The sequence below is a fragment of the Haloferax sp. SDI50 genome (assembly GCF_059802635.1).
In genome coordinates this window covers 243,065-266,027 of sequence record NZ_JBPULL010000003.1, presented here as the reverse complement: position 1 = coordinate 266,027, position 22,963 = coordinate 243,065, and the positions used below count along the sequence as shown (strand labels likewise).

17 protein-coding genes are annotated in these 22,963 nt (G+C 60.5%); 11 read left to right on the top strand and 6 right to left on the bottom strand.

Features of this window, described 5'->3' with window-relative positions; translation table 11 throughout:
- Positions 1–451: 451 nt before the first annotated feature.
- A complete protein-coding gene (locus ACSR87_RS18205; protein ID WP_498531609.1) occupies positions 452–2,128 on the bottom strand; it encodes a BNR repeat-containing protein in 1,677 nt (558 codons plus the stop codon).
- A 341-nt stretch (positions 2,129–2,469) separates the two neighbouring features.
- A complete protein-coding gene (locus ACSR87_RS18200; RefSeq protein WP_498531608.1) occupies positions 2,470–3,237 on the bottom strand; it encodes an IclR family transcriptional regulator in 768 nt (255 codons plus the stop codon).
- A gap of 186 nt (positions 3,238–3,423) precedes the next feature.
- On the opposite strand from ACSR87_RS18200, the gene ACSR87_RS18195 reads away from it, so the two are divergent.
- The 4 genes from ACSR87_RS18195 (at position 3,424) to ACSR87_RS18180 (ending at position 9,173) form a co-directional block, all read left to right on the top strand.
- Positions 3,424–4,632, top strand: a complete 1,209-nt coding sequence (locus ACSR87_RS18195) for a glycoside hydrolase family 88 protein (RefSeq protein ID WP_498531607.1) — start codon at positions 3,424–3,426, stop codon at positions 4,630–4,632.
- Positions 4,633–4,722: 90 nt separating this feature from the next.
- Positions 4,723–6,552, top strand: a complete 1,830-nt coding sequence (locus tag ACSR87_RS18190) for a DUF2264 domain-containing protein (RefSeq protein ID WP_498531606.1) — start codon at positions 4,723–4,725, stop codon at positions 6,550–6,552.
- 133 nt (positions 6,553–6,685) lie between these two features.
- Positions 6,686–7,927 (top strand): RNA-guided endonuclease InsQ/TnpB family protein, encoded by a 1,242-nt coding sequence (locus ACSR87_RS18185; protein ID WP_498531605.1) that lies wholly within the window; start codon positions 6,686–6,688, stop codon positions 7,925–7,927.
- A gap of 148 nt (positions 7,928–8,075) precedes the next feature.
- Complete coding sequence (locus ACSR87_RS18180) at positions 8,076–9,173, top strand: Gfo/Idh/MocA family protein (RefSeq protein ID WP_498531604.1); 1,098 nt, start codon at positions 8,076–8,078, stop codon at positions 9,171–9,173.
- A gap of 51 nt (positions 9,174–9,224) precedes the next feature.
- Here the strand turns inward: ACSR87_RS18180 and ACSR87_RS18175 are convergent, their stop codons facing one another.
- On the bottom strand, positions 9,225–10,031 hold the full coding sequence (locus ACSR87_RS18175) for an aldo/keto reductase (protein WP_498531603.1): 807 nt from the start codon (positions 10,029–10,031) through the stop codon (positions 9,225–9,227).
- 241 nt (positions 10,032–10,272) lie between these two features.
- Here ACSR87_RS18175 and ACSR87_RS18170 point away from each other — a divergent pair, with 241 nt between their 5' ends.
- Genes ACSR87_RS18170 through ACSR87_RS18155 form a run of 4 tightly spaced genes read left to right on the top strand, consistent with a single transcriptional unit; the run spans position 10,273 to position 14,537 of the window.
- Positions 10,273–11,574, top strand: coding sequence for an ABC transporter substrate-binding protein (locus ACSR87_RS18170; protein ID WP_498531602.1), 1,302 nt, complete (start codon positions 10,273–10,275; stop codon positions 11,572–11,574).
- Between the two features lie 3 nt (positions 11,575–11,577).
- A complete protein-coding gene (locus tag ACSR87_RS18165; protein ID WP_498531601.1) occupies positions 11,578–12,555 on the top strand; it encodes a carbohydrate ABC transporter permease in 978 nt (325 codons plus the stop codon).
- Positions 12,556–12,557: 2 nt separating this feature from the next.
- Complete coding sequence (locus tag ACSR87_RS18160) at positions 12,558–13,406, top strand: carbohydrate ABC transporter permease (protein ID WP_498531600.1); 849 nt, start codon at positions 12,558–12,560, stop codon at positions 13,404–13,406.
- A gap of 6 nt (positions 13,407–13,412) precedes the next feature.
- A complete protein-coding gene (locus ACSR87_RS18155; protein ID WP_498531599.1) occupies positions 13,413–14,537 on the top strand; it encodes an ABC transporter ATP-binding protein in 1,125 nt (374 codons plus the stop codon).
- Positions 14,538–14,741: 204 nt separating this feature from the next.
- On the opposite strand, the gene ACSR87_RS18150 is transcribed toward ACSR87_RS18155, so the two are convergent.
- Entirely contained in the window at positions 14,742–16,733 is a 1,992-nt protein-coding gene (locus ACSR87_RS18150; protein ID WP_498531598.1) for a beta-galactosidase, read from the bottom strand.
- Positions 16,734–16,978: 245 nt separating this feature from the next.
- Between ACSR87_RS18150 and kdgK2 the strand changes: the two genes are divergently transcribed.
- The gene (kdgK2, locus tag ACSR87_RS18145) at positions 16,979–17,935 is read left to right on the top strand and encodes a 2-dehydro-3-deoxygalactonokinase KdgK2 (RefSeq protein WP_498531597.1); all 957 of its coding nucleotides are present in this window, start codon (positions 16,979–16,981) and stop codon (positions 17,933–17,935) included.
- A gap of 84 nt (positions 17,936–18,019) precedes the next feature.
- On the opposite strand, the gene ACSR87_RS18140 is transcribed toward kdgK2, so the two are convergent.
- Positions 18,020–18,667: a bifunctional 4-hydroxy-2-oxoglutarate aldolase/2-dehydro-3-deoxy-phosphogluconate aldolase gene (locus ACSR87_RS18140; protein ID WP_498531596.1), complete on the bottom strand. Its 648-nt coding sequence runs from the start codon at positions 18,665–18,667 to the stop codon at positions 18,020–18,022.
- A gap of 81 nt (positions 18,668–18,748) precedes the next feature.
- A complete protein-coding gene (gene gfo6 / locus ACSR87_RS18135) occupies positions 18,749–19,822 on the bottom strand; it encodes a D-xylose 1-dehydrogenase Gfo6 (RefSeq protein ID WP_498531595.1) in 1,074 nt (357 codons plus the stop codon).
- Positions 19,823–19,942: 120 nt separating this feature from the next.
- On the opposite strand from gfo6, the gene dgoD reads away from it, so the two are divergent.
- Entirely contained in the window at positions 19,943–21,097 is a 1,155-nt protein-coding gene (gene dgoD / locus ACSR87_RS18130; RefSeq protein ID WP_498531594.1) for a galactonate dehydratase, read from the top strand.
- Between the two features lie 66 nt (positions 21,098–21,163).
- Positions 21,164–21,934, top strand: coding sequence for an IclR family transcriptional regulator (locus ACSR87_RS18125; protein ID WP_498531593.1), 771 nt, complete (start codon positions 21,164–21,166; stop codon positions 21,932–21,934).
- Positions 21,935–22,963: the final 1,029 nt, after the last annotated feature.

Sequence of the window (22,963 nt, the reverse complement as noted above, 5' to 3'; positions counted from 1 at the left end):
GTCGATTATCGGGGAAAAGAACTAGAATAACGGCAGGCCCCGAGTAGAATAGTGCTCAATAAGTACAAATCCACTTACCGTTCGGCGGGTCGACCTCCTGTCGAACCGCGAGGAGTGGCAGACTGAACAACGAACCAAATGTTACAAGTCTATCTTTGTAACACACCGTGCCACGGAAGCACGACGGAGTAGCCCAGATGCGCTTTGCATACTATCCGAATGCGGAGGTAGCTCAAGCACTGCGGATGAGATAGTGACCCCGTCTGCGTAGCATCTTACAGCGACACCGGACTTTCGTCCGGCCAGTCCGTTATATCGCCCCGTAGATGGGACGAATCAGTCTATCCGCGGGTCCAACGACCCGATAGTCGCGGTCACACGACCGAGCCGTTTGAAACCCGCTGGCGGTATCGACACCGAAGTGTTAGCCCACAGTGAACAATCTACATGGCTAGTCCATCGCCGCGTTCGACGAACCATCGGTCGCGACCCGAACGATGGTCGAGTCGGTCTCGCCGACACTATTGACGGCCGTGAGTCTGTACTCGTAGTCACTGCCCGAATCCACGCCGGCGTCGGTGTACTGGGTGTAAAACGAATTTTCCGCGATTTCGTCCGCGACGACCTCGAAATCACCGTCGGGTGGCCGCCGATGGAGCGTGTAACTCTCCGCGCCTCGCGCCTCGGTCCACGACAGTTCGACACTCGACGACGACTCGTTTGACACCGACAACGAGGGTGCGGACGGGTCGTTCGGTCCCACGATCGAGTACTCCTGCAGTACGAACGCCGTGCCGTTCTCGCGGGGCCGTTCGAGTGGTATCGACAGGACGCTCTCGTTTTCCCACCGATATCTATCGTGTTTTCGACCGTCCATTCCACAGAACGGGCCCTCGTGGAGACAGTAGAGCGTCCAGTCGGTCCACCCCGAGGATGCTGTCGCAACCCCGGCGTAGAGTTGCCCGTCGACGACGGTGTACACGTGGAGCGCGTCGTTGTCGTCGAACAGCAAATCACCGCGGTTTAGCAAGATATCTCCCGCCCGCGTTGGGTCGATTCCGACCGTCGAAAGGTCGACGCTCGTGTCGTCGATGTACTGTTCGTGCCACTGCCCGTCCGTCGTTCGCCAATAGTGAATATAGTGCCGGTTGGTGTCGTCGAAGTCGGTCGTCGAGTCCGTCGAGCGCGACGTGAAGATGTGTGGTTGGTCGCTCGAATCGAGCGCCTGCGTCCCCTGATTTAGTAGCCACGAACCCTCCGGACTGTCGACGACGACGGTCTCATCGTCCACGCGGATCGGGTCGTCCGCGTTCACGTCACCGATGACGGTACCGTCGTTGTTGCACCACGTGTAGCCACCGTCGTCGCTGTACGCGTAATGGATGTCGTGGTTAGAGCGCCACGTCTCCCACGTCTCGCGCCACGTCCAGGTGACGTGGAGGCGGCCGGTGTCGTCGAAGGTCCAGTCGTGATGGTACGCGTTCCGAGACGGGGAACCGTTCCACGGCTCGTACGTCCCCGCACTCGAAAACACCGTTCCGATGCGCGTCCACGAGTTCGACGACGAATCGTGGACGTGAAGGTACGAATCACCGTCGCCAGACGAGCCAATCCGGTACTCGCAGAACAGCGTTCCGCGCTGATCGTTGAAAAACCGAGGGTAGGTTACTGGGTGCTCCGGACCGCTCAGACCCATGTCAGTAGTCTCTGAGAAATCACCGGTGGAGATGTTTGACGGCGGGTCCGTCAGGAATCCAGACGACGAGTATCGGTAGTGGAACGGGTCGTCGTGGTGGTCGTACGCGAGATGAAGACGACCGTCGTTGTCGGTCCCGAGTGCCGTGTTTCTGTGCGAATCCTCGTCTGGAACCCGCCAGTCGAACTGGATGCACTGAACCGAGTCAGTTGACAGCGCTCGTCGAGCGAGTGAGAGAACGCCGTCGTCGTTCCAATACGGAACGTACTGGAACTCACCGGCAGTAACGACTTTCCGTTGGTCCCACGGCGCGTTGTTGAACGCCCACGCCTCACCGCTCAGGAGTCTCTCGCGCGTCAATGAGAACATCTTCCCGGCACTCTCCGTTCCGTCCTGCTCGGCCTGCGTCTCGTTTTGGTCCTCGTGAGTCATTGGCACTCCGGCGCATTCGCGTTATGACGACGCACCTGTGAGGGGATTTACAATTCGTGAGCCATCGCTTAAAACGTTGTGTCCGTCGAGGCCGCTCTCGTCTTCGAGCACGCGATATCCGCCGCTCAGGTCGCGATTCGCCACGTAGCACGCCCGCCGGAGTAACTACCTCCGTCGGCAAATCACCCCACCTAACCAAATCAACTCTCTACACTCATACTGAACGTCAGTCATATATTATCTCATACACCACATAATCAAATATCCAGTCATCTGACCGATTACCACAGAATTAATGATAGATATTTCAGCAGTCAGTCAAGATTGTTCGGCCATCCTGACTACGTGTACGTAATGTTGAGTTCGATGATGTTCGCGACGTTCTGTAATTTCTCCGGGAGCGTTTCTCGGAACCGTTCGTCTTGAAACCGACTTTTCGGGCCCGAGACGCTGATCGCTCCCTCGACCTCGTCGTTATTGTTGATTATCGGGACCGCAACGCACCGGAGGCCTTTGACGCGGGTTTCGTCATCCAGTGCGTAACCGTCTTCAGCCACTCTGTCGAGAGTCTCGAACAGCTCCGAGCGCTCCGTGATGGTGTTTTCGGTGGACGCCGGCATGCCGTGTCGATCGAGGATTTCGTTCACGCGCTCCCGGGGGAGGTGCGCCAATATCGCGTTTCCGAGGCCGGTGTTGTGGAGGTAGACCGCCTGTCCGATGTACGAGTCCGTTTTAACCGCGTCGGCGCCGTGTGCTCTGTGAAGGTAGATGCCCTTCCCGTGTTCTTCCACGAGGAGGTTCGTCAGTTCTCCCGTTTCCTCGGCTAATGCGGTCACTTCGTCTTTTGCGACTTCGTAGAGTCGCCGTCTGTGTCGCGCGTGGCCGCCCAAATCGAGCAACTTCAGACCGACACGATAGGTGTTGTCCTCTTTCACGATGTACCCGTCCTGTTCGAGCGTGTTCAGGTAGTTGTGTATGCTACTCTTCGACAGGTCGAACTCCTGGGTCATCTCGGTGACGGTCGCCTCGTTCTTCTCTTTGAGCACTTCGAGTATCCGGAACGTCGTCCGCGCGGTCTTCACGTGATTCGACTGTTCTCTGTCTGACATACTCTCCCTAACAAGGGGAGCATTGTAAATGTATATCATCAATAAAGGGATGTAATTCATCGATACTGAATCTCGTTCCGAATGACGCGGCGTGAACCCCTGAGAGCGTCGTTCCGAGTCGGAGTGAGAGACGGGCCGGTGGCTTGACGATGGCTTTATAGCGTCTGCCAAGGGAACTGTAGCCACATGGCACGAAAGCCAGCCGCGCTACTGCGACGTATCGACGACACCGGTCTGCCGGACCGATACGCGACGAGACCGGACGTCGCACAGAGCGATATCGAACGGGCGCTCGCTGTCGCAATCGACCGCATCGATGAGAATCTCGACGAGTTCTACGACCGATTTCCCGGACCCTCGAGTGAGAACCTCGTTTATACCCCCACCGACAACACGGACGGCTGGACGACTTCGTTCTGGACGGGACTCTGTTGGCTCGCGTACGAGGTGACGGGCGACCGCGCGTTTCGAGACGCCGCCGAAGCCCAATTGGCGACGTTCGAACGGAGGTTGACGGCCGGTGACGTGAAGACGCACGACCTCGGGTTCCTCTATACGCTCTCTGCCATCGCCGGCCATCAGTTGACGGGCCTCGAACGATATCGGTCGGCGGCCCTCACCGCCGCCGACCATCTCGTCGCACGCTTTTGGGATGCACCCGGGCTCATTCAGGCGTGGGGCGACCCCGAGGAACCCGAGGACTCGTGGGAGCGCGGTCGAATGATCGTCGACTCGATGATGAACCTCCCGTTGTTGTTCTGGGCGAGCGAGGAGACGGGTGACCCCACGTACGCCTCCATCGCCGAGACACACGCGCGGACGAACGCACAGCACGTCGTTCGCGACGACGGCTCGACGTTCCACACGTTCAAATGTGACGTCGAAAGTGGGTCGCCGCTCGGCGGCGAAACGGCGCAGGGCTACGACGCCGGCTCTTGTTGGTCACGCGGCCAGACGTGGGCCATATACGGGTACGCCCTCGCGACGGAGTACACCGACGAGGCCGCGTACGCGCAACTGTCCGCAAAGCTGGCGAACTACTACCTCTCGAACGTCGAAGCGGACCACGTCCCGCGCTGGGACTTCGATGCGCCCGACGAGCAGAACTACCGTGACACCTCCGCCGCGGCGATCGCGGCCTGTGGACTCGACGAGCTTGCCACGAGGCTCCCGCTCGCAGATACTCGCGCCCGGCGCTACGAGAACGCGTCACTCGTAATCCTCCGCAGTCTCACGGAGAATTACACGGCCGACGGAAACCAGTCGAACGGATTGCTGACTGACGGGGCTTACGACCCGACCGAGGGGGACTACGACGAGTGTTGCATCTGGGGAGACTACTTCTACGTCGAAGGGCTCGTTCGAGCCACCCAACAGTGGTCCCGCTACTGGTGAGCGGCCCGCCACCCGCCGTTTCACAGCGACGTAAATTCCCGGTCGGGGCAGGGAAACGCTATTGATGCATGCGATCAACGCACAAACTAGATGAATCCAACGACAGGTAACCCGCTCCAGACACGACGGGATTTCGAACGAGCAGTGTCTCAACTCGTCGAACCGTTGCTCACGCACGCCAGTCCCGGTAACGCGCGGGTGAGGCCCACGGCGACCGGCGCTCACTTTCCAGCCGTCGCAGCCGAACTGGAAGGATTTGCCCGCCCGCTGTGGGGTGTCGTGCCGTTAGGCGTCCACAGTGACATCAACCATTGGGCGTTTTTTCGGACCGGGCTGACCAACGGGACGGACCCGTCTCACGAGGAGTACTGGGGGGACGTAGACGACCACTCACAGAAGCTCGTCGAGATGGCCGCTATCGGCGTCGGCCTCGCGCTCACACCGGAACACCTCTGGGAACCCCTTTCGGAGCCGGAACGCAACCGACTGGTCAGTTGGTTGAACCAAATCAACGATGCAGAACTCTATGACTGTAACTGGCTGTTCTTCCGCGTGATGGTGAACGTGGGGCTTCGGTCGGTCGGGGCGCGCCACGACTGGGAACAGACCCAGTCCGCGCTCGACCGACTCGAAACGTTCTATCGCGGCGACGGGTGGTACACGGACGGTCCTGATGACGAACACAACCCCGTCGATTACTACGTCCCGTGGGCGATGCACGTGTACGGACTCCTCTACGCCGCCGTCGCTGGCGAGGACGACCCCGAACGGGCGGACCGCTTTCGGGCGCGGGCTGAGAAATTTGCGAATGCTCACATCCACTGGTTCGACGAGACCGGGCGAGCGCTTCCGTACGGCCGGAGCCTGACCTATCGTTTCGCGCAGGCGTCGTTCTGGGGGGCACTGGCGTTTGCTGGCGTGGAATCGCTCTCGTGGGAGGTCGTCCGCGGACTCTGGGCCCGGAACATCCGCTGGTGGCTCGACCAACCGATATTCACCGACGGCGGGTTGCTGTCGGTCGGATACCGCTACCCGTCGCTGAAAGTATCCGAAACCTACAACTCGCCGAATTCGCCGTACTGGGCGATGAAGGCGTTCCTCCCGCTGGCACTTCGGCCGACCCACCCATTCTGGCAGGCCGACGAGGAGCCACTCCCGGAGCTTCCGGAGACGACGGCACAGCCCGAAGCCGAGAAAGTCGTGTGCCGCGACGACGACCACCTCTTTGCGCTCTCTCTCACTCGGGACAGCCACCACGGACGAGAGAAATACACGAAATTCGCGTACTCGACGCAGTTCGCGTTCTCCGTTGCTGGTCGGACGCCCGGACCGGGACAGGCGGGACACGACAGCGCCCTCGCGCTCAGCCTCGACGGCGACCAGTTCAAGATTCCCGCGTCGTTCACGCAGACGCGCGTAAACGGGTCGACCCTCGCCGCCCGATGGAACCCGTGGGAGGGTGTCAGCGTCGAGACGTGGCTCGCGCCCGACCTTCCGTGGCACGTACGCGTCCACCGACTGCAAACGGACCGGGTCGTACACAGCGAAGAGGGTGGGTTCGCAGTAGACAAAACCGGTGACGACACCGCGGCCAACGTTACGCACGACAGTCAGAATGGAACGGCGCTCGCCAGATACCCCAACGGTGTTAGCGGTATCTCCGACGGGTTCGGCGACCGCACGCCGGCCGTCGTGGTCGACGACCCTAACACGAACCTGAACTACGCTCGCACGGTCGTCCCGACACTGCGAGCGACGCACGAACCGGGGGCACACTGGTTCGCCTCAGCGGTCATGGCTAGCCCCGACGGGAGCACACCGTGGGAACAGGGGCCGACGCTCGAACGAACTGCAACCGGTGTCGTGGCCGAAACCACGAACGGCGAGAAACTCCTCGATTGCCGGCCTGACGACTTCTGACACCGTCGGGTTACCGGGCTTAGATTTATACTGGTCAGCAAGGCGAATACCCCGACCCACCGTGGTCGGGGATGAAGCCGACAACTCGTGATACAAACCATTAACTGAACACATCGCTAATCAAGAGACAGCGATGGAATGCAGTCACCGCTACCACGCTTACCCAACGCAGGAGGTAGCGGAAGGACTGGAACACCATCTAGACGTTCATCGTCAACTCTACAACCACGTCCGATGGGACTACCAGAACAGTCCCGAGGACGACAAACCGAGCGAGTACGACCAGAACAACAAACTCCCCGAATGGAAACGCAAGTGGTCGGTGTTCGGTGAACTGTACTCGAAAGCCGCACAGACCACCGTCGCTCGTTTCCACCGTAACCTCTCGAATCTTCGCAAGAAGAAAGAGAAGGGGTACAAGGTCGGTTGTCTCAAACGGCAAGCACCTAGCGATTACCGGAGCGTGACGTACAACCAGTCTGGTTTTGACCTCGATGAAAAGAGGGGCCACGACAAGTACGCATACGTGCGCTTCAGCAAAATCGGGTGGGTGAAAATCCGGTACTCTCGCCCGGTTCCCGACCACGCCACTATCAAAGAGGCCACGTTCAAGAAGGAGACGACTGGCGAGTGGTTCGTCTCTTTCGGACTGGAAACCGGAGACGCCGACTTGCCAGAGAAGCCCGACGTGGACTCGCTTGACACGAGCAACAGCGTCGGGATAGACCTCGGCATCCAGAACTACATCCACACCTCCGACGGGAAGACCGTGGATTGGCTTGACCTCGAAGACGACTACGAGCGTCTTCGCCGCGAGCAACGCAAACTCTCGCGGAAGGAGAAGGGGTCGAACAACTACGAGAAACAACGCCAGAAGGTCGCCACGGTCAAACGCCACATTCGTCGGGAGGTACTGGACTACCAGCACAAACTCACAACGTGGCTCGTCAAAGAGTACGACGCCGTGTTCGTGGAAGACCTTGACGTTGCTGGAATGCTTCAGGGCGACGGGAACGCCCGGAACAAGCAGGACGCGGCGTGGCGACAGTTCATCACGCTCCTCGAATACAAGGCCGACCTGTACGGCTGTCACGTCAAACAGGTCGAAGCACGAGGCACGACGAAGGAGTGCGCTCGGTGCGAGGTGGAGACGGCAAAGCCTATCTGGGTCAGGGAACACTCCTGTCCGGCGTGTGGGTTCGAGACGGATAGGGATGCGAATGCGGCGATGAACGTCTTGCAGAGAGGCTTTTCTGAGTTAGGGCTGGGATGGCCCGAAGATACGCCTGTGGAGACTGTGACCGCTACGGACACGGCTCAGTTTGAGTCTGTGTCTGCAAGTCACGTCATCGAAACAGGAAGCCTGACCTCGTGAGAGCAGGATTCCCCGCGCCACCGTGCGCGGGGTAACATTCAATACGTGTGGTAGTATTGCATCAATTAGCGATTGAATACTCGCGCTGGAAGCGGTCCGTCTACCGTGTGGTGGCGGTTCTGCGACTGGACGTGGAGAGTGATCAAGGATGACTTACAGAGCAGGCGTGATCGGAACTGGCGGTATCGCAGGTATGGGTATCCTCGGAATGCACGACGAGGAGGTGATCGGCAAAGAGAAAATCGACGCGAGTCACGCCGGCGGGTACGCCGACGCCGACGAAATCGAACTCGTCGCGATTGCGGACGTCGACTCGGAGAAACTCACCACGTTCGGTAACGCGTGGGACATCCCGACCGACCGGCGGTACGACGGCCACGAAGCGATGTTGGCACGGGAAGACCTCGATGTCGTCTCTATCTGTACCCCGTCTTTTCTCCACCACGAACACACCGTCGACGCGGCGAAATCCGCCGCCGACCCGTCGGTCATCTGGTGCGAGAAACCGATCGCATCGGAGGTCAGCGCCGCCGAAGAGATGGTCGAGGTGTGCGAGGAAACGGAGACGGAGTTGGTCGTCAACCACTCGTTCCGGTTCACCGAGAAGCTACGGCGACTCCGCGACCTCATTCACGAGCGAGACCTCCTCGGAGACGTACAATCGGTCAGTACGCAGTACAGGATGGAGTTGATGCGTAACTCCACACACGTGCTCGATACGCTCGTGTATCTCCTCGACACGCGTGCGGAGCGTGTCAGCGGATACATCACCGGCGAGAACGAAGCGATCGACTCGCTCGGAACGGCACGGGACGTAGTCGATGCGGGCGGCGGCGGCCACGTCGTGATGAACGACGGTTCGTTCGTCACCGTCGATTGCACGATTCCGCGGGACATCTCGTCGATGTCGCTGACCTTCATCGGCACCGAGGGCAAGCTCTACATGAACAACGACGACGGCGAGTGGCGCTACTGGTCGCTCGAAGACGGCGAGCACGTCGAACGACAGTTACCGGGAATCGAAGGAACGTGGACATGGGACGAAGACTACAAGCGGTCGTTTGCGAACGCCGCGAACCACATACAGGACTTACTGAACGGGGACGGACAGAACTACTCGCCGGGAGTCGAAGCCGCCCGCTCGCTCGAAATCATCGTCGGGTTCTACATCTCTCATTATACCGGGTCGACGGTCGATATTCCGCTCGCAGAGCCGCTAAAAGACGTCCCGATAAAGTCGTGGTGAGTCACGGACAGCCGTCGTTTCGGCGCGGGGAGACGTGTTCGGCGGGACGACTCAGTCGTCGAGCCACGGAGCACCCTCTCGCTCGACGAGTCGGTCAGTTCGGCCGATGGCATCGATTCGCTCGATGTCTCGGTCGTCGAGGTCGAGAGACAGCGCGTCAACGTTGTCTCGGAGGTGCGGTTCGCCCGTCGCCTTCGGGATAACGGAGACCGGGTTCTTCGAGAGGAGCCACGCGAGGCTGACCTGTGCCGGGCTCACCCCGTGTTTGTCGGCGATTTCGACCACTTCCGGGATATCGAAGACGGTCCCGCGGGCGAGCGGCGAGTACGCGACGTGGTGGTATCCCCGGCTCTCCGCGTGCGCGATGAGGTCGTCCTGCTGGAGGAGTGGGTGGGTCTCGACTTGGTGTGCGAACAGCGGCGTCTCCAACTGTTCTATCGCCTCTTCGAGAAGGTCGATATCGAAGTTACAGACACCGACGTGGTTGATACGTCCCCGGCCGACGAGTTCGTCGAAGGCGGGAAGCGTCTCCGTCGAGTCGTAGTTCCCGACCGGCCAGTGGACGTACAGCAGGTCGAGATGTTCGAGGCCGAGGCGGTCGAGCGTGGCCGCCAGTCCCTCGATGACCTCGTCGTACGCGAGTCCGAACTTCTCAGCGTGCACCTTCGACGCCACGAATATCTCCTCGCGGGGGACGTCGGCCGCTTCGATACCGTCGCCGACAGCCGCTTCGTTTCCGTAGTACTGTGCGGTGTCGACGTGTCGATACCCCATCTCCAGCGCCGTCCGAACGCTTTCACGACAGGTTTCCGGGTCCGTGTTTTGCCACGTACCGAGTCCGAGCTGTGGGAGACTCATACTCACTTGTCTCCGGTGCGATTCAAATTTCTTTGGATGGTTTGCATCGAAAGCGGGCGTGGTGTCGACGAGTCGGGGGTGGGTCCGACACGGCGGGCAGTCTTGTCAACAAGGCCAAATTATATATATGGAGCCAGTAATTTGCTAAACGTTCGCAATGAAAGATCAAGTAGAATCTCTCAACCGACGGAACGTGCTACAAGCGATTGGTGGTCTCGGTGCCGCGACTCTCGCCGGTTGCGTGGGGACTGGGTCCGGTCCGCAGACCGACGCGACGCAGACGACCAACAGCGACTCTTCCGTCGACGGCACCGCCGACGAGACCGCAACGGAAGCGGCGACGGCCGCTCCGATGGCGGACTCGATAGAGTTCTGGGAGATGGCCGGCTCCTACGGCGGACTCATGGACCGCTACGCTCAGGAGACGGGAACGGAGATATCCCACACGAACATGGGGTATTCGGAGATTATAAACAAGATGCAGACGCGGCTCATCTCCGGACAGGGTGCCCCGAGTACCGCGCTCATCGAACAGAAAAAGACGCTGAAAATCGCGTCGACCGGCGGCCTGCGGGACCTGCGGCCGCGAATGGAGGACGCCGGCATTATCGACGAATTCAACGACGGGGTGTTGTCCGCCGTGACCGGGGACGAGGGACAGATTTACTCGGTCCCGGACGACATCGCACCGACCACGCTCTACTACCGCCGAGACGTGTGGGACGAGCACGGACTCGCACCGCACGACGAAATCGAAACGTGGGACCAACTCATCGAGGAGGGAAAGAAGCTCCCGGACGACGTCTCGCTTCTCTCGCTTCCCGCGTCCGGGTCGAACCTCTACTGGCGGTTCCTGAACCGGATGCAGGGCGGACAGGAGTTCAACGAGAACGGGGAGGTCGTCCTCAACGGTGAGGAGGGCCTGAAGGCGGCCCGGATGATGAAGCGCCTCTCGAACGAGGGGCTCATCGACCGGGGCGCAAACTGGAGCCAACAGTGGTTCTCCGGATTCCAGAACGGGACTATTACCGGCTACGCGACCGGGTCGTGGTTCTACGGAACCATCACCTCCTCGATGCCGGAGACCGAGGGTAACTGGCGCGGCTTCAAGCTTCCCGCGCTTGAGTCGGGCGGCAACCGGGCGAGCAACCGCGGCGGTTCCGGCCTCGTCATTCCGCAGCAGGCGTCCGAGGAGGAGGCGAATCGAGTGTGGGACTACATTAAGTTCGTCACCGCCACCCCCAAACAGAACGCGCTCAGTTACAAGAACGAAGGCCAGATGACGGCACACGAGCCGTCGTGGGACCAAAGCGCGTTCTCGAACGCCGAATTCGACTTCTTCGGCGGACAGCAGCTCGCCAACATCTGGATCGACACCGTTCCGGACATCCCCGGATACCGATTCACCGTCGATTCCCCCATCGTCTCCAGTATCATAAACGAGGAGATGCGAAACATGATCGACGAGGGCGACTCTCCGAAACAGGCCTTAGACCGTGCGGCACAGCGCGTCGCTGACCGAACCGGTCGCGACATCGCATAGAAGATGAGCTCGGAGTCCATCGTCAAACTGTCTGACCGCCTTCGCTTCCAGCGACAGCGGTTCAAGGAGGTGATGCCGACGATTCCCGGGACTGCATACATCTTCCTCGCGCCCTTCTTCATCACGTTCGTCCTGTTCCTGGCGTTCCCGATCTTCTACACGGTCTACCTCTCGTTTTTCACGTATCAGGGCGTGGCGAGTGATCCGCTGTTCTGGGTCCAGTTCGGAAACGTCTACCTCGAAATACCGAAAATCGCGAGCCTAGAGTTCGTTGGACTGGCGAACTACCAACGACTTCTTCGTGATAGTGTGTTCCATCAGTCGATGTTCAACACTATCTACGTCTTCGCAATCGAACTTCCGCTGATGGTCGGGGTCGCGCTCGGGCTCGCCGTGATACTTAACGCGGGGTTCACCCGGTTCAAGGGCGTCTTCCGGAGTCTGATGCTCCTCCCGGTCTCGGCAAACACCGTCGCGTACTCGGTCGTGTTCGTCGTCATCGTCGCCGAGGGCGGACTGCTCGACTTCATCTTCCAACTGTTCGGCATCGCGCCGCTGAACTGGCTCGGCAACGGATTCTGGTCTCGGAACCTGATGGCGTTCATGGTCGTCTGGCGCTGGACGGGGTACAACATGATAATCATCTTGGCCGGTCTCCAGACGATCTCCGAGTCGCTGTACGAGGCCGCGGAAATCGACGGTGCGTCACGCCTCCAAAAGTTTCGGTACATCACCATCCCACAGCTCAAACCAGTGTTGCTGTTCGTTCTCGTGACGACGACCATCGGCAGCTTCAAGAAATTCTCGGAGCCGACGATTCTCATCGGCGCGGGCGCGCCGGTAAAAGAGACCCGAACGGTCGTTTACTACATCTACGAGGTCGCCTTCCAGAACCTTCAACTCGGGTACGGAAGTGCGCTGACCGTCGTTCTCGTTGGAATCGTCATGTCGCTGTCGATAATCCAACTCAAGTGGAGCTAACCATGCACGAAAAATCGAAAACCGAGGCGTTGTGGCGGTTCGGCGGCTACGGGTTCCTCATCGCGGCCGCGCTGTTCATGATCGTCCCGATATACTGGATTGTTATCGCATCCACCCTACCCCAGTCGGCGATTCTGTCGAGCAGCGGTGCGCTTCCGCAGCTCCTCCCCGGCGGGCACTTCGTGGAGAACTTTCAGGCGTTGCAGTCGCGCCAGTACGTCAACTTCATGAGCAGTGTCTGGAACAGCATCTTCATCGCAATCGTCTACACGGTCCTCGCGTTGATGCTGTGTTCGATGGCCGGCTTCGCGTTCGCCAAGTACGAGTTCCGGTTCAAAAAGTCCATCTTCGCCGGTATTCTGGCGACGCTTATCATCCCGGTCAATCTGTTGGTCATCCCTCTGTTCCTCGTCATGTCGACGGCGAACATGACCAACACGTACGCCGCGGTCATCCTGCCGTGGGCCGCGTACCCGGTTGGAATCTTCTTCATGCGTCAGTCGATGCAAGCGATACCCGACGCGCTGTTGGAGTCCGCCCGGATGGACGGTGCCTCGGAGTTCCAACTGTTCTACCGCGTTGCGATACCGTCGATGAAATCGTCGATGGCGGCGCTCGCTGTCATCCTCTTTCTCTTCCAGTGGAACATGTTCCTCTGGCCGTTGGTCGTTCTCGACACGGATAAGTTCACAATTCCGGTAGCGATTACCAAAATCATGGGACAGCAGGTCGTCGCGTTCGACCAACTGATGGTCGCATCGGCGGTCGCAATACTCCCGATGTTCGTGGTGTTCCTCGCGCTTCAGAAGTACTTCGTGCGAGGCATCCTCTCGGGAGCCGTCAAGGAGTAATTCAACATGACACAGATTGACATCGAAGGACTCGTCAAAACGTACGAAGCGAGCGAAGACCACGACGTCGACGGAAACAAAATCGTCGCCGTCGACCACGTCGACCTCCAGATTCGAGACGAGGAGTTCCTCGTTCTCGTCGGGCCGTCGGGGTGTGGAAAGACGACCTTGCTCCGCTGTATCGCGGGTCTCGAAAGCATCACCGACGGGGACCTCCGATTCAACGGCGATCAAGTGAACCACCTGCGGGCGAGCGAACGAGACGTCGCGATGGTGTTCCAGAACTACGCGCTGTACCCGCACATGACCGTCAGGGAGAACCTCGGATTCGGTCTAAAGCTGTCGACGAAACTCCCATCGGACGACATCGACAGGCAAGTCGTCAGCATCGCTGAGCTAATGGGAATCGAGGACCTGCTTCCGAAGAAACCCGGCGAACTCTCGGGCGGGCAGCAGCAGCGAGTCGCGTTAGGTAGGGCAATCGTCCGAGAGCCGGAGGTGTTCCTGATGGACGAACCGCTGTCCAATCTCGACGCGAAGCTTCGCTCCGAGATGCGGACCGAGATTCAGGAACTCCAAAACGAACTCGGCGTGACGACCGTCTACGTCACCCACGACCAAACGGAGGCGATGGCGATGGGCGACCGAATCGCCGTCGTAAACGACGGGCGACTCCAACAGGTCGGTGTCCCGGAGGAGCTCTACCGGAATCCGACGAACGAGTTCGTCGCGGACTTCATCGGAAGCCCGAGCATCAACCTCATCAGCATGGACATCGAGGGCAACCGTCTCGTCTCCGAGTTCGGCTTCGAGTACGAGTTCTCCGACTACCAGGTCGACGACGTCGCGACGGTGCGGCTCGGAATTCGACCCGAAGACCTCGAAATCGACAGCGGCGGGACCGACATCGAGATATCCGTCGTCGAAAAGATGGGGAACGAGAACTTCATCTACGGGAAACTCGGTGACAAAGAGATTGTCGCCCGAACCGACGCGTCGATTCGCCCCGAAACCGGCGACCGCGTCGGAATCAGCTTCCGAGACGAGGCGGCCTACCTCTTCGACGCGCAGTCCGGGACGGCGCTCAAGACGAAAACGGACACCCTCAACGCCCCACAGACGCAGTTGTGACGCGCGTCTGCGGTGACCACGCGAGGAATCAACTTCCCAGTACACCGAAGTCGGCGGCGACAACCAGAAGTGGACGTTCAACGCGCCGTAACGGCGAACCGGCGTCCGGTCGGTGCCTCGTCGGAGCACGGTCCGGTCAGTATTCCTCCGACGTTCGAGAACACGGCGAGCGAGAGCCGCGTTGGCGAGTGGTTCCGTGCCGACTCACTCGGACGCGAGTCCGACGCCTCCGATAGACCCGTCGAGTACCGCGATATCGAACGCGTCGACGGTCGACTCACCGAGCAGGAACCCGGTGGAGTCGGGGACGGTCAACGTCACCGGGTCGCTCGTGAAATTAAGCGCCCACGTGTAGCCGTCGCGCTCCATCACGCGCACGCCGTCCGGGAATCGCTCAGTGTACTCGACGCCGGCGGCGTCCAGTAACTCCGTGACGAGCGCGTCGGCGAGGTCGTCCCCCGGCCAGCAGCCACAGTACGTCACGGTCCCGTCTCCGGCGTCGTTCCGCACGATTGCGGCGTTTCCGGCCGCTTCGCCCGTCCGGTACGCTCCTCGTTGCACTCCGTCTTCGGGAGCCAGCCACGAGGCCCACGTTCGGAACTCGTACGTTGCACCGTCGTAGGAGAGTCGCGTCTCGATGTGGTCGGGCAGCGTTTCGTGACGCGCCACCCGTGCGCCGGTGAGGGAGGTGAGCGGTCCCGGTGCGAGCGACTCGTGAAGCTGGTTGTACGGGTCTTTCTCCCCCGTCCGGGCTCCGAGGAGGAGACTACCGCCCGAATCGACGTAGTCGGTCAGGGCGGTCGACAGTTCGTCGCCGACGAGGTACAAGGTCGGTGCGACGACCGCGTCGTACCGTTCGAGACGCGCGTCCGGCGAGACGATGTCGACCTGCACGCCGCGGGACCGAAGCGCATCGTAGTACGTCCGTAAGTGGTTCCAGTAGTCCCAGTCGGGCGAGAGAGGTTGCGAACGCGTCGCCCACAGGCTCTCGTAGTCGTGGACGAGCGCGACTGACGCATCGACCGAGTCCAAGTCGAACAGCTCGTCGGCGGCGGTCGATGCTTCGCGGTACCCGCGGTCAGGGGAGCCGTCCTGCCGCCGAAGCCCGGCGTGGTACTGTTCTTGCCCCTGACGGCAGCGACGCCAGCGGAAGTAGACGACGGCGTCCGCCCCGTGAGCGACGGCGTGGTGCGCCCACAGGCGCATCGCCCCGTCGGCCGGTTGCGGCGACTGCGGCGGCCAGTTGATGTCTCCCGGCTGTTGCTCCATCACCCAGAACGGCTTTCCTTTCGCGCCGCGCTGGAGGTCGTGGTTCATGCTCACTTGGTCGGGGTTCCCGGCTCGTAGTTCGTCGACCGTCGGCGTGTCCGGCTGTCGGTCCTGCACGAACCCCGTCGGATAGGAGTCCCACGAGAGGAAATCGAGGTCGTCGGCGAGGCGAAAGGCGTCGAGTGAAAAACCACCCATGAAGTTGTGCGTGACGAACCACTCGTCGTTCGCTTCGCGGATGAGGGCTGCGTGCAGGCGGTTGTACTCGGCCACGCTGTCGTTACTAAACCGTTCGTAGGCGAGTACCCGCGAAGGGTGGTTGGCGGCCGGTGTCGGTTTTGGGGGGTCGATACTCTCGAAATCGTCGTACTGCTGGCTCCAAAACGTCGTTCCCCACGCGTCGTTGAGGTCGGCAACGCTCTCATAGCGGTCGGCGAGCCATTCGCTAAACGCCTCGCCACAGTCCTCGCAGTAGCAGGTAACCGTCTCGTGACAGCCGAATTCGTTGTCAGTCTGCCACCCGGCGACGTGGGGGTTGTCGGCGTATCGGTCGGTCAGCACGCTGACGATGCGTTCGGTCTCGGAACGGTAGGTGGGCGAGTTGAAACAGGTGAACCGACGGCTCCCCCACTCACGCGGCGTGCCGTCTTTCTCTCGCTGTCGAACGTCGGGATGTTCGTCGACGAGCCATTTCGGCGGCGTCGCTGTCGGCGTACACAGGACCGCTTTCATCCCGAACTCCCCGATGAGTCCGACGGCCTCGTCTAACCACGCGAAATCGAACGTCCCTCGCTCCGGTTCGATTCGTCCCCACGCGAACTCCCCCATTCGAACGTATTCAATCCCGGCTTCGGCCATCTGACTGATATCGGTCTCCCACCGCTCTCGCGACCAGTGCTCCGGGAAATAGCAGACACCAACTGTCATACACAATGATCAACGTGGTGAGATATAGTTCTTTCCGGTGTCCGGGCACTGGCTGATACCCACCCGTCGAGTCCTGCGCACCAGGCCTGCCGTACGGGGGTGCCATCACAAATTTCGGCCCCACCGCCCGCACTTATGTACCACTGTGAGAGACAGTCGTGCGAACACATGAACGGCTTAACTGTCGGTGTGAACGCCTCCGCTATCGAACGCGAGACCCGGTCGCAAACCGCCGAGGGGCGTCGATGACGGCTGAACTCGTCACGTTCGGCGAGACGATGATTCGGCTGAGCCCGCCGGAGGGCGAGCGAATCGAGACCGCCCGGTCCCTCGAATTCCGGACCGCCGGTGCGGAAAGCAACGTCGCGGTCGCCGCCTCCCGTCTCGGCTGCTCCGCCGCGTGGCTCTCGAAGCTTCCAGACTCGCCGCTCGGTCGACGCGTTACCACGGAACTCCGAACGCACGGCGTCGAGCCGTACGTCCGCTGGGACGACGACGCTCACCAAGGCGCGTACTACATCGAACAGGGGCGCGCGCCGCGTCCGACGAACGTCATATACGACCGCGCCGATGCGGCAGTCACGACCGCGCGACCGGACGAACTCGCTGTCGACATCGTGGAAGACGCGGCGGCGTTCTACACCAGCGGCATCACGCCGGCGCTTTCCGAGACGCTTCGGGAGACGACCGGCAGGCTTCTGCAAACGGCGACCGAAGCGGGGACGACGACCGCGTTCGACCTCAACTACCGGTCGAAGCTCTGGTCGCCGTCCGACGCACGCGACGCGTGCGAATCGCTCTTTCCAAAGGTCGACATCCTCGTCGCCGCAGAACGAGACATCCGCACTGTTCTGGAACTCGACGGCGACGCGCTGACACTCGCATCGGAGTTGGCCGGCGATTTCGATTTCGAGACGGTCGTGGTCACTCGCGGGGAAGACGGTGCACTCGCCCGACACGGCGGAACGGTGTACGAGCAGCCGGTCTTCGAGACGGACACGGTCGACGCCATCGGGACCGGCGACGCGTTCGTCGGCGCGTTCCTGTCGCGGCTCATCGCGGGCGAATCAGTCCAGACCGCGCTCGCCTACGGTGCGGCGACCGCCGCGCTCAAACGGACAGTTCACGGCGACCTCGCGGTCGTGACGCCTGACGAGGTCGAACGCGTCCTCCGCGGAGGCGACGCCGGAATCGACCGATAACGACCACCTTCGCTGAACGTTTCGGTTCGCCGCGCGGACCGCGCTGAGACGGGGAGCGCCGAACTTCTGAGCGGTGGGTGTGCGTCAGTCGCGGCGTGCGTTTTCGACCGCTTCGACGAAGGAACGCGCGTTGTTCTCGATGGTCGCGAAATCGCCGCGCGAGACGGCGTCGTTGTCTACGATTGCGCTTCCGACACCAACGGCAGTCGCTCCGGCATCGAAGAACTCGTCGACGGTATCGAGGTCAACGCCACCCGTCGGAACCGTCGGGATGTGTCCGAGCGGCCCGCCCAGTGCGGAGACGAACCCGGGGCCGAGCGTTCCGGCCGGGAACACTTTCACCATCTCGGCACCGGCTTCGTAGGCGTTGACCGCCTCCGTCGGTGTCGCGATGCCGACCATCGAAGGGGCACCGTACCTGTTACCGGTCCGGATGACCCCCTCGTCGAACGTCGGCGTGACTAAGTACTCCGCACCTGCGAGCAGCGCCGCGCGAGCGGTTTCGCCGTCGAGGACGGTTCCCGCGCCGATGGTGACCTCGTCCGCCGTGAACGACGCGGACACGTCGCGGAGCATGTCGAGGACGCCGTCCGTGTTCGCGGTGATTTCGACGGTCGAGACGCCGCCGCGCGTGAGCGCTTCGACGGTTTCTATCGCCGTGTCGGCGTCGGTTCCACGGATGATGGCGATGAGGCCGGTCTCCCGAATGCGGCGTGCTGGGTGGTGGCTCATACTAGCTCCTCTCGGACGAACGGTTTAAACGCGGTGGTCGCCCCGTCTCTCGATACCATCTCGACCCGTCGAGCCGACGGCTCAGTCGAGCGTGACCACACGGCCGGACTCGCCTGCTTCGTAGATGGCCTCGATGAGTCGCATATCGAGAATGCCGTGTTCGCCGTCGGGACCGATCGGCGCGTCGGTCAAGATGCGGTCTGCGGCGTAGTCGAACAACTCGGTCATCTGATTGACCTGCGGCGTGTCGAGCGTGACCGAAACGTCGTCGCGCGTCACTCGGATTTCGGTTTCCATGTGGAAGGCAGGCTCGACGAGAATCTCGCCGTTGGTCCCGACGATTCGGAGGCTCGTCGTCGCTTGGGCGTTTTGACTGGCGGTCGCGGCCAAGTACGTTCCGTCGTCGAACTCCACCATAAACGAGCTGTGCTCGTCGGGCACCTGGTCGAACGCGTCGTGAGAAGATTGCATGAACGCCTGCGCGGCAACCGGATCGGAATCGAGCAGGAACCGGCAGGTGTTGAGTGGATAGATGCCGATGTCCGTGACGGTCGCCCCCGGCCCCGCCAGTTCGGGGTCGAGCCGCCATTGATTCGGGTCGGAAACCAGTTCGAGCATCGCTTGCGAGTTCGTCCCGATGGCGTGGACCGGGTCGCCGATGACGCCGTCTCGAATCAGCTTTCGCGCGCGTCGAATCGCGGGTTCGGTGTGCATGCGGTAGCCGACGATAAGCGGAACGCCCGCCTCGTCACACGCATCGACCATCTGCTGCCCGCGTTCACTACTGGCTTCGATCGGTTTCTCGCAGAGGACGGCCTTTCCCAACTCGGCGGCCGTCTGCGCGTACGGGAGATGAAGCGCATTGGGCGAGCAGATGTACACCGCGTCGTAGGCGTCGGCGGCGTCGCCGGCGTGGAACTCGTCGTACGAGAGACCGTGTGTCGCCGTTTCGACGCCGGCCGCAACCCGTTTCGCTTTCTCCGAGGTACTACTGACGGTGACGGTCGTCTCGCACAACTCGGACGCGTCGATAGCCGGAATCGCTTGGTCGACGGTCCACCACCCGAGCCCGATGACTGCGATGCGGACCGTCCCGTCGGAAACACGCTGCCAGTTACGGCGCTCGAAATCATCGAGGAACGCTTCTAACGACATACGAGTTCCACATCATGGACGAGTAGGTATAATATCGAGGGTTCGAGGGTGGGCACCGACATCACAGTCCGAGAGAAAGATTTTTTCGAGGGACACCCCAACGCATGCGTATCGAACCCCATGAGTAAGATTACAGAGTATGAACTGTTCGAGGTGCCACCGCGATGGCTGTTTCTCAAGTTGGAGACGACCGACGGCGTCGTCGGCTGGGGCGAACCAGTCGTGGAGGGACGCGCTCACAGCGTCAGGGCCGCCGTCGAGGAGCTGATGGACAACTACATTCTTGGAACGGACCCCGCGGCGATAGAAGACCACTGGCAAGCGATGTACCGGGGTGGGTTCTATCGCGGCGGTCCGGTGTTGATGAGCGCGATTGCGGGTATCGACCAGGCGCTGTGGGATATCAAAGGGAAGCGCTTCGGAGCACCGGTCCACGAACTGCTCGGGGGGGCGACGCGAGACCGAATGCGTGTCTATCAGTGGATTGGCGGGGACCGCCCCTCGGAGGTCGCAGAACAGGCCGAACTGAAAGTCGAGGCGGGGCTGACCGCCGTGAAGATGAACGCTACGGCGGAGCTCGAACGGATTGACACGCCCGCGTCGGTCCAAGCGGCGGTCAATCGACTCGAAGAAGTCAGAGAGGCCGTTGGCCCCGAAATCGACATCGGCGTCGACTTCCACGGGCGCGTCTCGAAGCCCATGGCGAAGCGGCTGGCGAAGGCGCTCGAACCGTACGAGCCGATGTTCATCGAAGAGCCCGTTCTCCCCGAACACAACGACGTGCTCCCGGAAATCGCACACCACACGACGATTCCGATTGCGACGGGCGAGCGAATGTACTCGCGCTGGGATTTCAAGCAGGTGTTCGAGAACGGCGCGGTCGATCTGATTCAGCCGGACCTCAGCCACGCGGGTGGCATTACCGAAGTCAAGAAGATCGCAGCGATGGCCGAGGCGTACGACGTCGCGCTCGCCCCGCACTGTCCGCTCGGGCCGATTGCGCTCGCCTCGTGCCTCCAGGTGGACACCTGTTCTCCCAACGCGCTCATCCAAGAACAGAGCCTCAACATCCACTACAACCAACGGAACGACGTGCTGGATTATCTCGAAGACGAGAGTGCGTTCGAGTACGAAGACGGCTACGTTGCGGTTCCTGACGAACCCGGGCTCGGAATACAGATGGACGAACAGTACATCCGAAAGCAGGCCGAACGCCCGGTCAACTGGCACAACCCCGTGTGGCGTCACGAAGACGGCAGCGTCGCCGAGTGGTGACCGGCCGCCGCGGTCGTTCACTAACTGTTAACAACTTATTTGTACGTCGGTCGAGTGTCGGAGGGTATGCCCAGCGCAGACGACTACGGAATCAAGGCGACGATGACGAGCCATCGAATCCTCGATACGATACGGAGTCGCGACCGGCCGACGTTGACGGAGATTGCGCGGGCGCTCGACCTCTCGAAACCGGCGGTCCACAAGCACCTCGCGACGCTCGAAGCTATCGGCTACGTGATGCGACGCGACGGGGGGTACGAAATCGGACTCGAACTCGTGAGTTTCGGCGTCTACGCGAGGCGACGCCAGCGGATATACGAGGTCGCCCGGTCACGGGTGGTCGAACTGGCCAACACCATGCGAGAGCAGGTCTGTCTGGTCGTTCCGGGACAGGGTAGTGAGTGGAACTGCCTCTACATGTTCACGGCCGTGCCAGCGGATGTAGACACTCCGGACCAAGAGGGAGAGAGACGACCATTGCACGCGACGGCGGCCGGGAAGGTAATCCTCGCCAATATGGACAAAGACGAGGTTGCGGAGTTTCTCGACCACGACTCGCTCTCCTCGGAGACTGCGAATACGATTACCGAACGCAACGAGTTGCAGTCCAAGCTCCAAGCGATTCGCGACCAAGGAGTCGCATACGACAGACAGGAGCAATCGGATGACTATCGCGGTGTCGCCGCACCGGTCCTCGACGACGACGGTCGCCCGTTGGGCGCAATCGAAGTCCTCGGCCCTCCTCCGCGAATGAGCGGAAAGCGTCTCGAAGAGGACACCGTCGGCTTGGTCGTCAGCGGAGCGAAGGACGTGGAGAATAAACTCTCTATCGACTGATGGGTTTTCTATTAGTTAACAACCCCGGCGCGAGAGGTAGAGATACGGGTACGGAGACCCGAATAGAGGCCTATGAAGTTCATGAGGGACAAGATAGTGGACAGATAGGCCGGTCGTGGGTCGGAGAGTATTCTCTAATGGTGAACAACGATGAACTATCTGTATATGTGGCTCTGTGGGGTGGTCGGTGGAAAAAAGGCGAATCAAATTACACGCATAGATATGTAATTAGACATCGTGGATTCGAAGTCGAACTCGTGAACCGGGCAAGTGAGTTTGACAGGTCGTTCGAAGGGGTAGTATTTTGATTAATATACACACGTATAGGCACCACGCGCGCGGCGACTGGCTTACGGTTGTGGGACTGAGTGACTCGCATGTGGTGAGCGTGGGATGCGTTTGGATGAACTTTCGCTCAACGTAGCCAAACAGACTGACCAAGCAAAATCGAAGGGCATCAGTCAACTGATTCCGTAATCTCCCCGAGAGATACGTCGGTTGAGAGGGCGTGTTTCTCCGGGAGTCAGCAGAGAACCGGAGCAGTCTACCGGTGCCATACAGTCCAAACGCTGCATCGTCAAGCAGCAGTTCACGCCAGACACTATTGCTCATTTTAGACAATAATACACCGTGAAGATGTGCCAGCCTGTCCGGTACTGGCGGTCGACATCGACAGTGAAACCTTAATCACGAATATCGTTCAGGTATTCAGTCATGAAGGCTACTGCTCGACTAGCCGAAAAATACTCACAGTCAGTCAGATAGTAACAACTGACGGTCTACAAGGGTAAGTCACAACTCGAACCCACCGACCGGTCGAACAAGTCTTCGATACCAAGAAAACGAGCGTCGCTCGTTAGTGGTTCGTTCTCAGAACCACGGGTTTCGGAGGTAGAATCGAAATGTCACCTTAGTAAATATCTCAAATATCTCACTTTCGAAGGTAGGTACGCATCGAAATGTGAAAGTTGACGTATTAACCCCGAAACCCACATTTCGCGAACACAGCCTCGGCAAGGAGAAGGCTGG

Coding starts and splice junctions, on each gene's coding strand:
- ACSR87_RS18205 (WP_498531609.1), bottom strand. CDS start 2,128: ATGACTCACGAGGACCAAAACGAGACGCAGGCCGAGCAGGACGGAACG.
- ACSR87_RS18200 (WP_498531608.1), bottom strand. CDS start 3,237: ATGTCAGACAGAGAACAGTCGAATCACGTGAAGACCGCGCGGACGACG.
- ACSR87_RS18195 (WP_498531607.1), top strand. CDS start 3,424: ATGGCACGAAAGCCAGCCGCGCTACTGCGACGTATCGACGACACCGGT.
- ACSR87_RS18190 (WP_498531606.1), top strand. CDS start 4,723: ATGAATCCAACGACAGGTAACCCGCTCCAGACACGACGGGATTTCGAA.
- ACSR87_RS18185 (WP_498531605.1), top strand. CDS start 6,686: ATGGAATGCAGTCACCGCTACCACGCTTACCCAACGCAGGAGGTAGCG.
- ACSR87_RS18180 (WP_498531604.1), top strand. CDS start 8,076: ATGACTTACAGAGCAGGCGTGATCGGAACTGGCGGTATCGCAGGTATG.
- ACSR87_RS18175 (WP_498531603.1), bottom strand. CDS start 10,031: ATGAGTCTCCCACAGCTCGGACTCGGTACGTGGCAAAACACGGACCCG.
- ACSR87_RS18165 (WP_498531601.1), top strand. CDS start 11,578: ATGAGCTCGGAGTCCATCGTCAAACTGTCTGACCGCCTTCGCTTCCAG.
- ACSR87_RS18160 (WP_498531600.1), top strand. CDS start 12,558: ATGCACGAAAAATCGAAAACCGAGGCGTTGTGGCGGTTCGGCGGCTAC.
- ACSR87_RS18155 (WP_498531599.1), top strand. CDS start 13,413: ATGACACAGATTGACATCGAAGGACTCGTCAAAACGTACGAAGCGAGC.
- ACSR87_RS18150 (WP_498531598.1), bottom strand. CDS start 16,733: ATGACAGTTGGTGTCTGCTATTTCCCGGAGCACTGGTCGCGAGAGCGG.
- kdgK2 (WP_498531597.1), top strand. CDS start 16,979: ATGACGGCTGAACTCGTCACGTTCGGCGAGACGATGATTCGGCTGAGC.
- ACSR87_RS18140 (WP_498531596.1), bottom strand. CDS start 18,667: ATGAGCCACCACCCAGCACGCCGCATTCGGGAGACCGGCCTCATCGCC.
- gfo6 (WP_498531595.1), bottom strand. CDS start 19,822: ATGTCGTTAGAAGCGTTCCTCGATGATTTCGAGCGCCGTAACTGGCAG.
- dgoD (WP_498531594.1), top strand. CDS start 19,943: ATGAGTAAGATTACAGAGTATGAACTGTTCGAGGTGCCACCGCGATGG.
- ACSR87_RS18125 (WP_498531593.1), top strand. CDS start 21,164: ATGCCCAGCGCAGACGACTACGGAATCAAGGCGACGATGACGAGCCAT.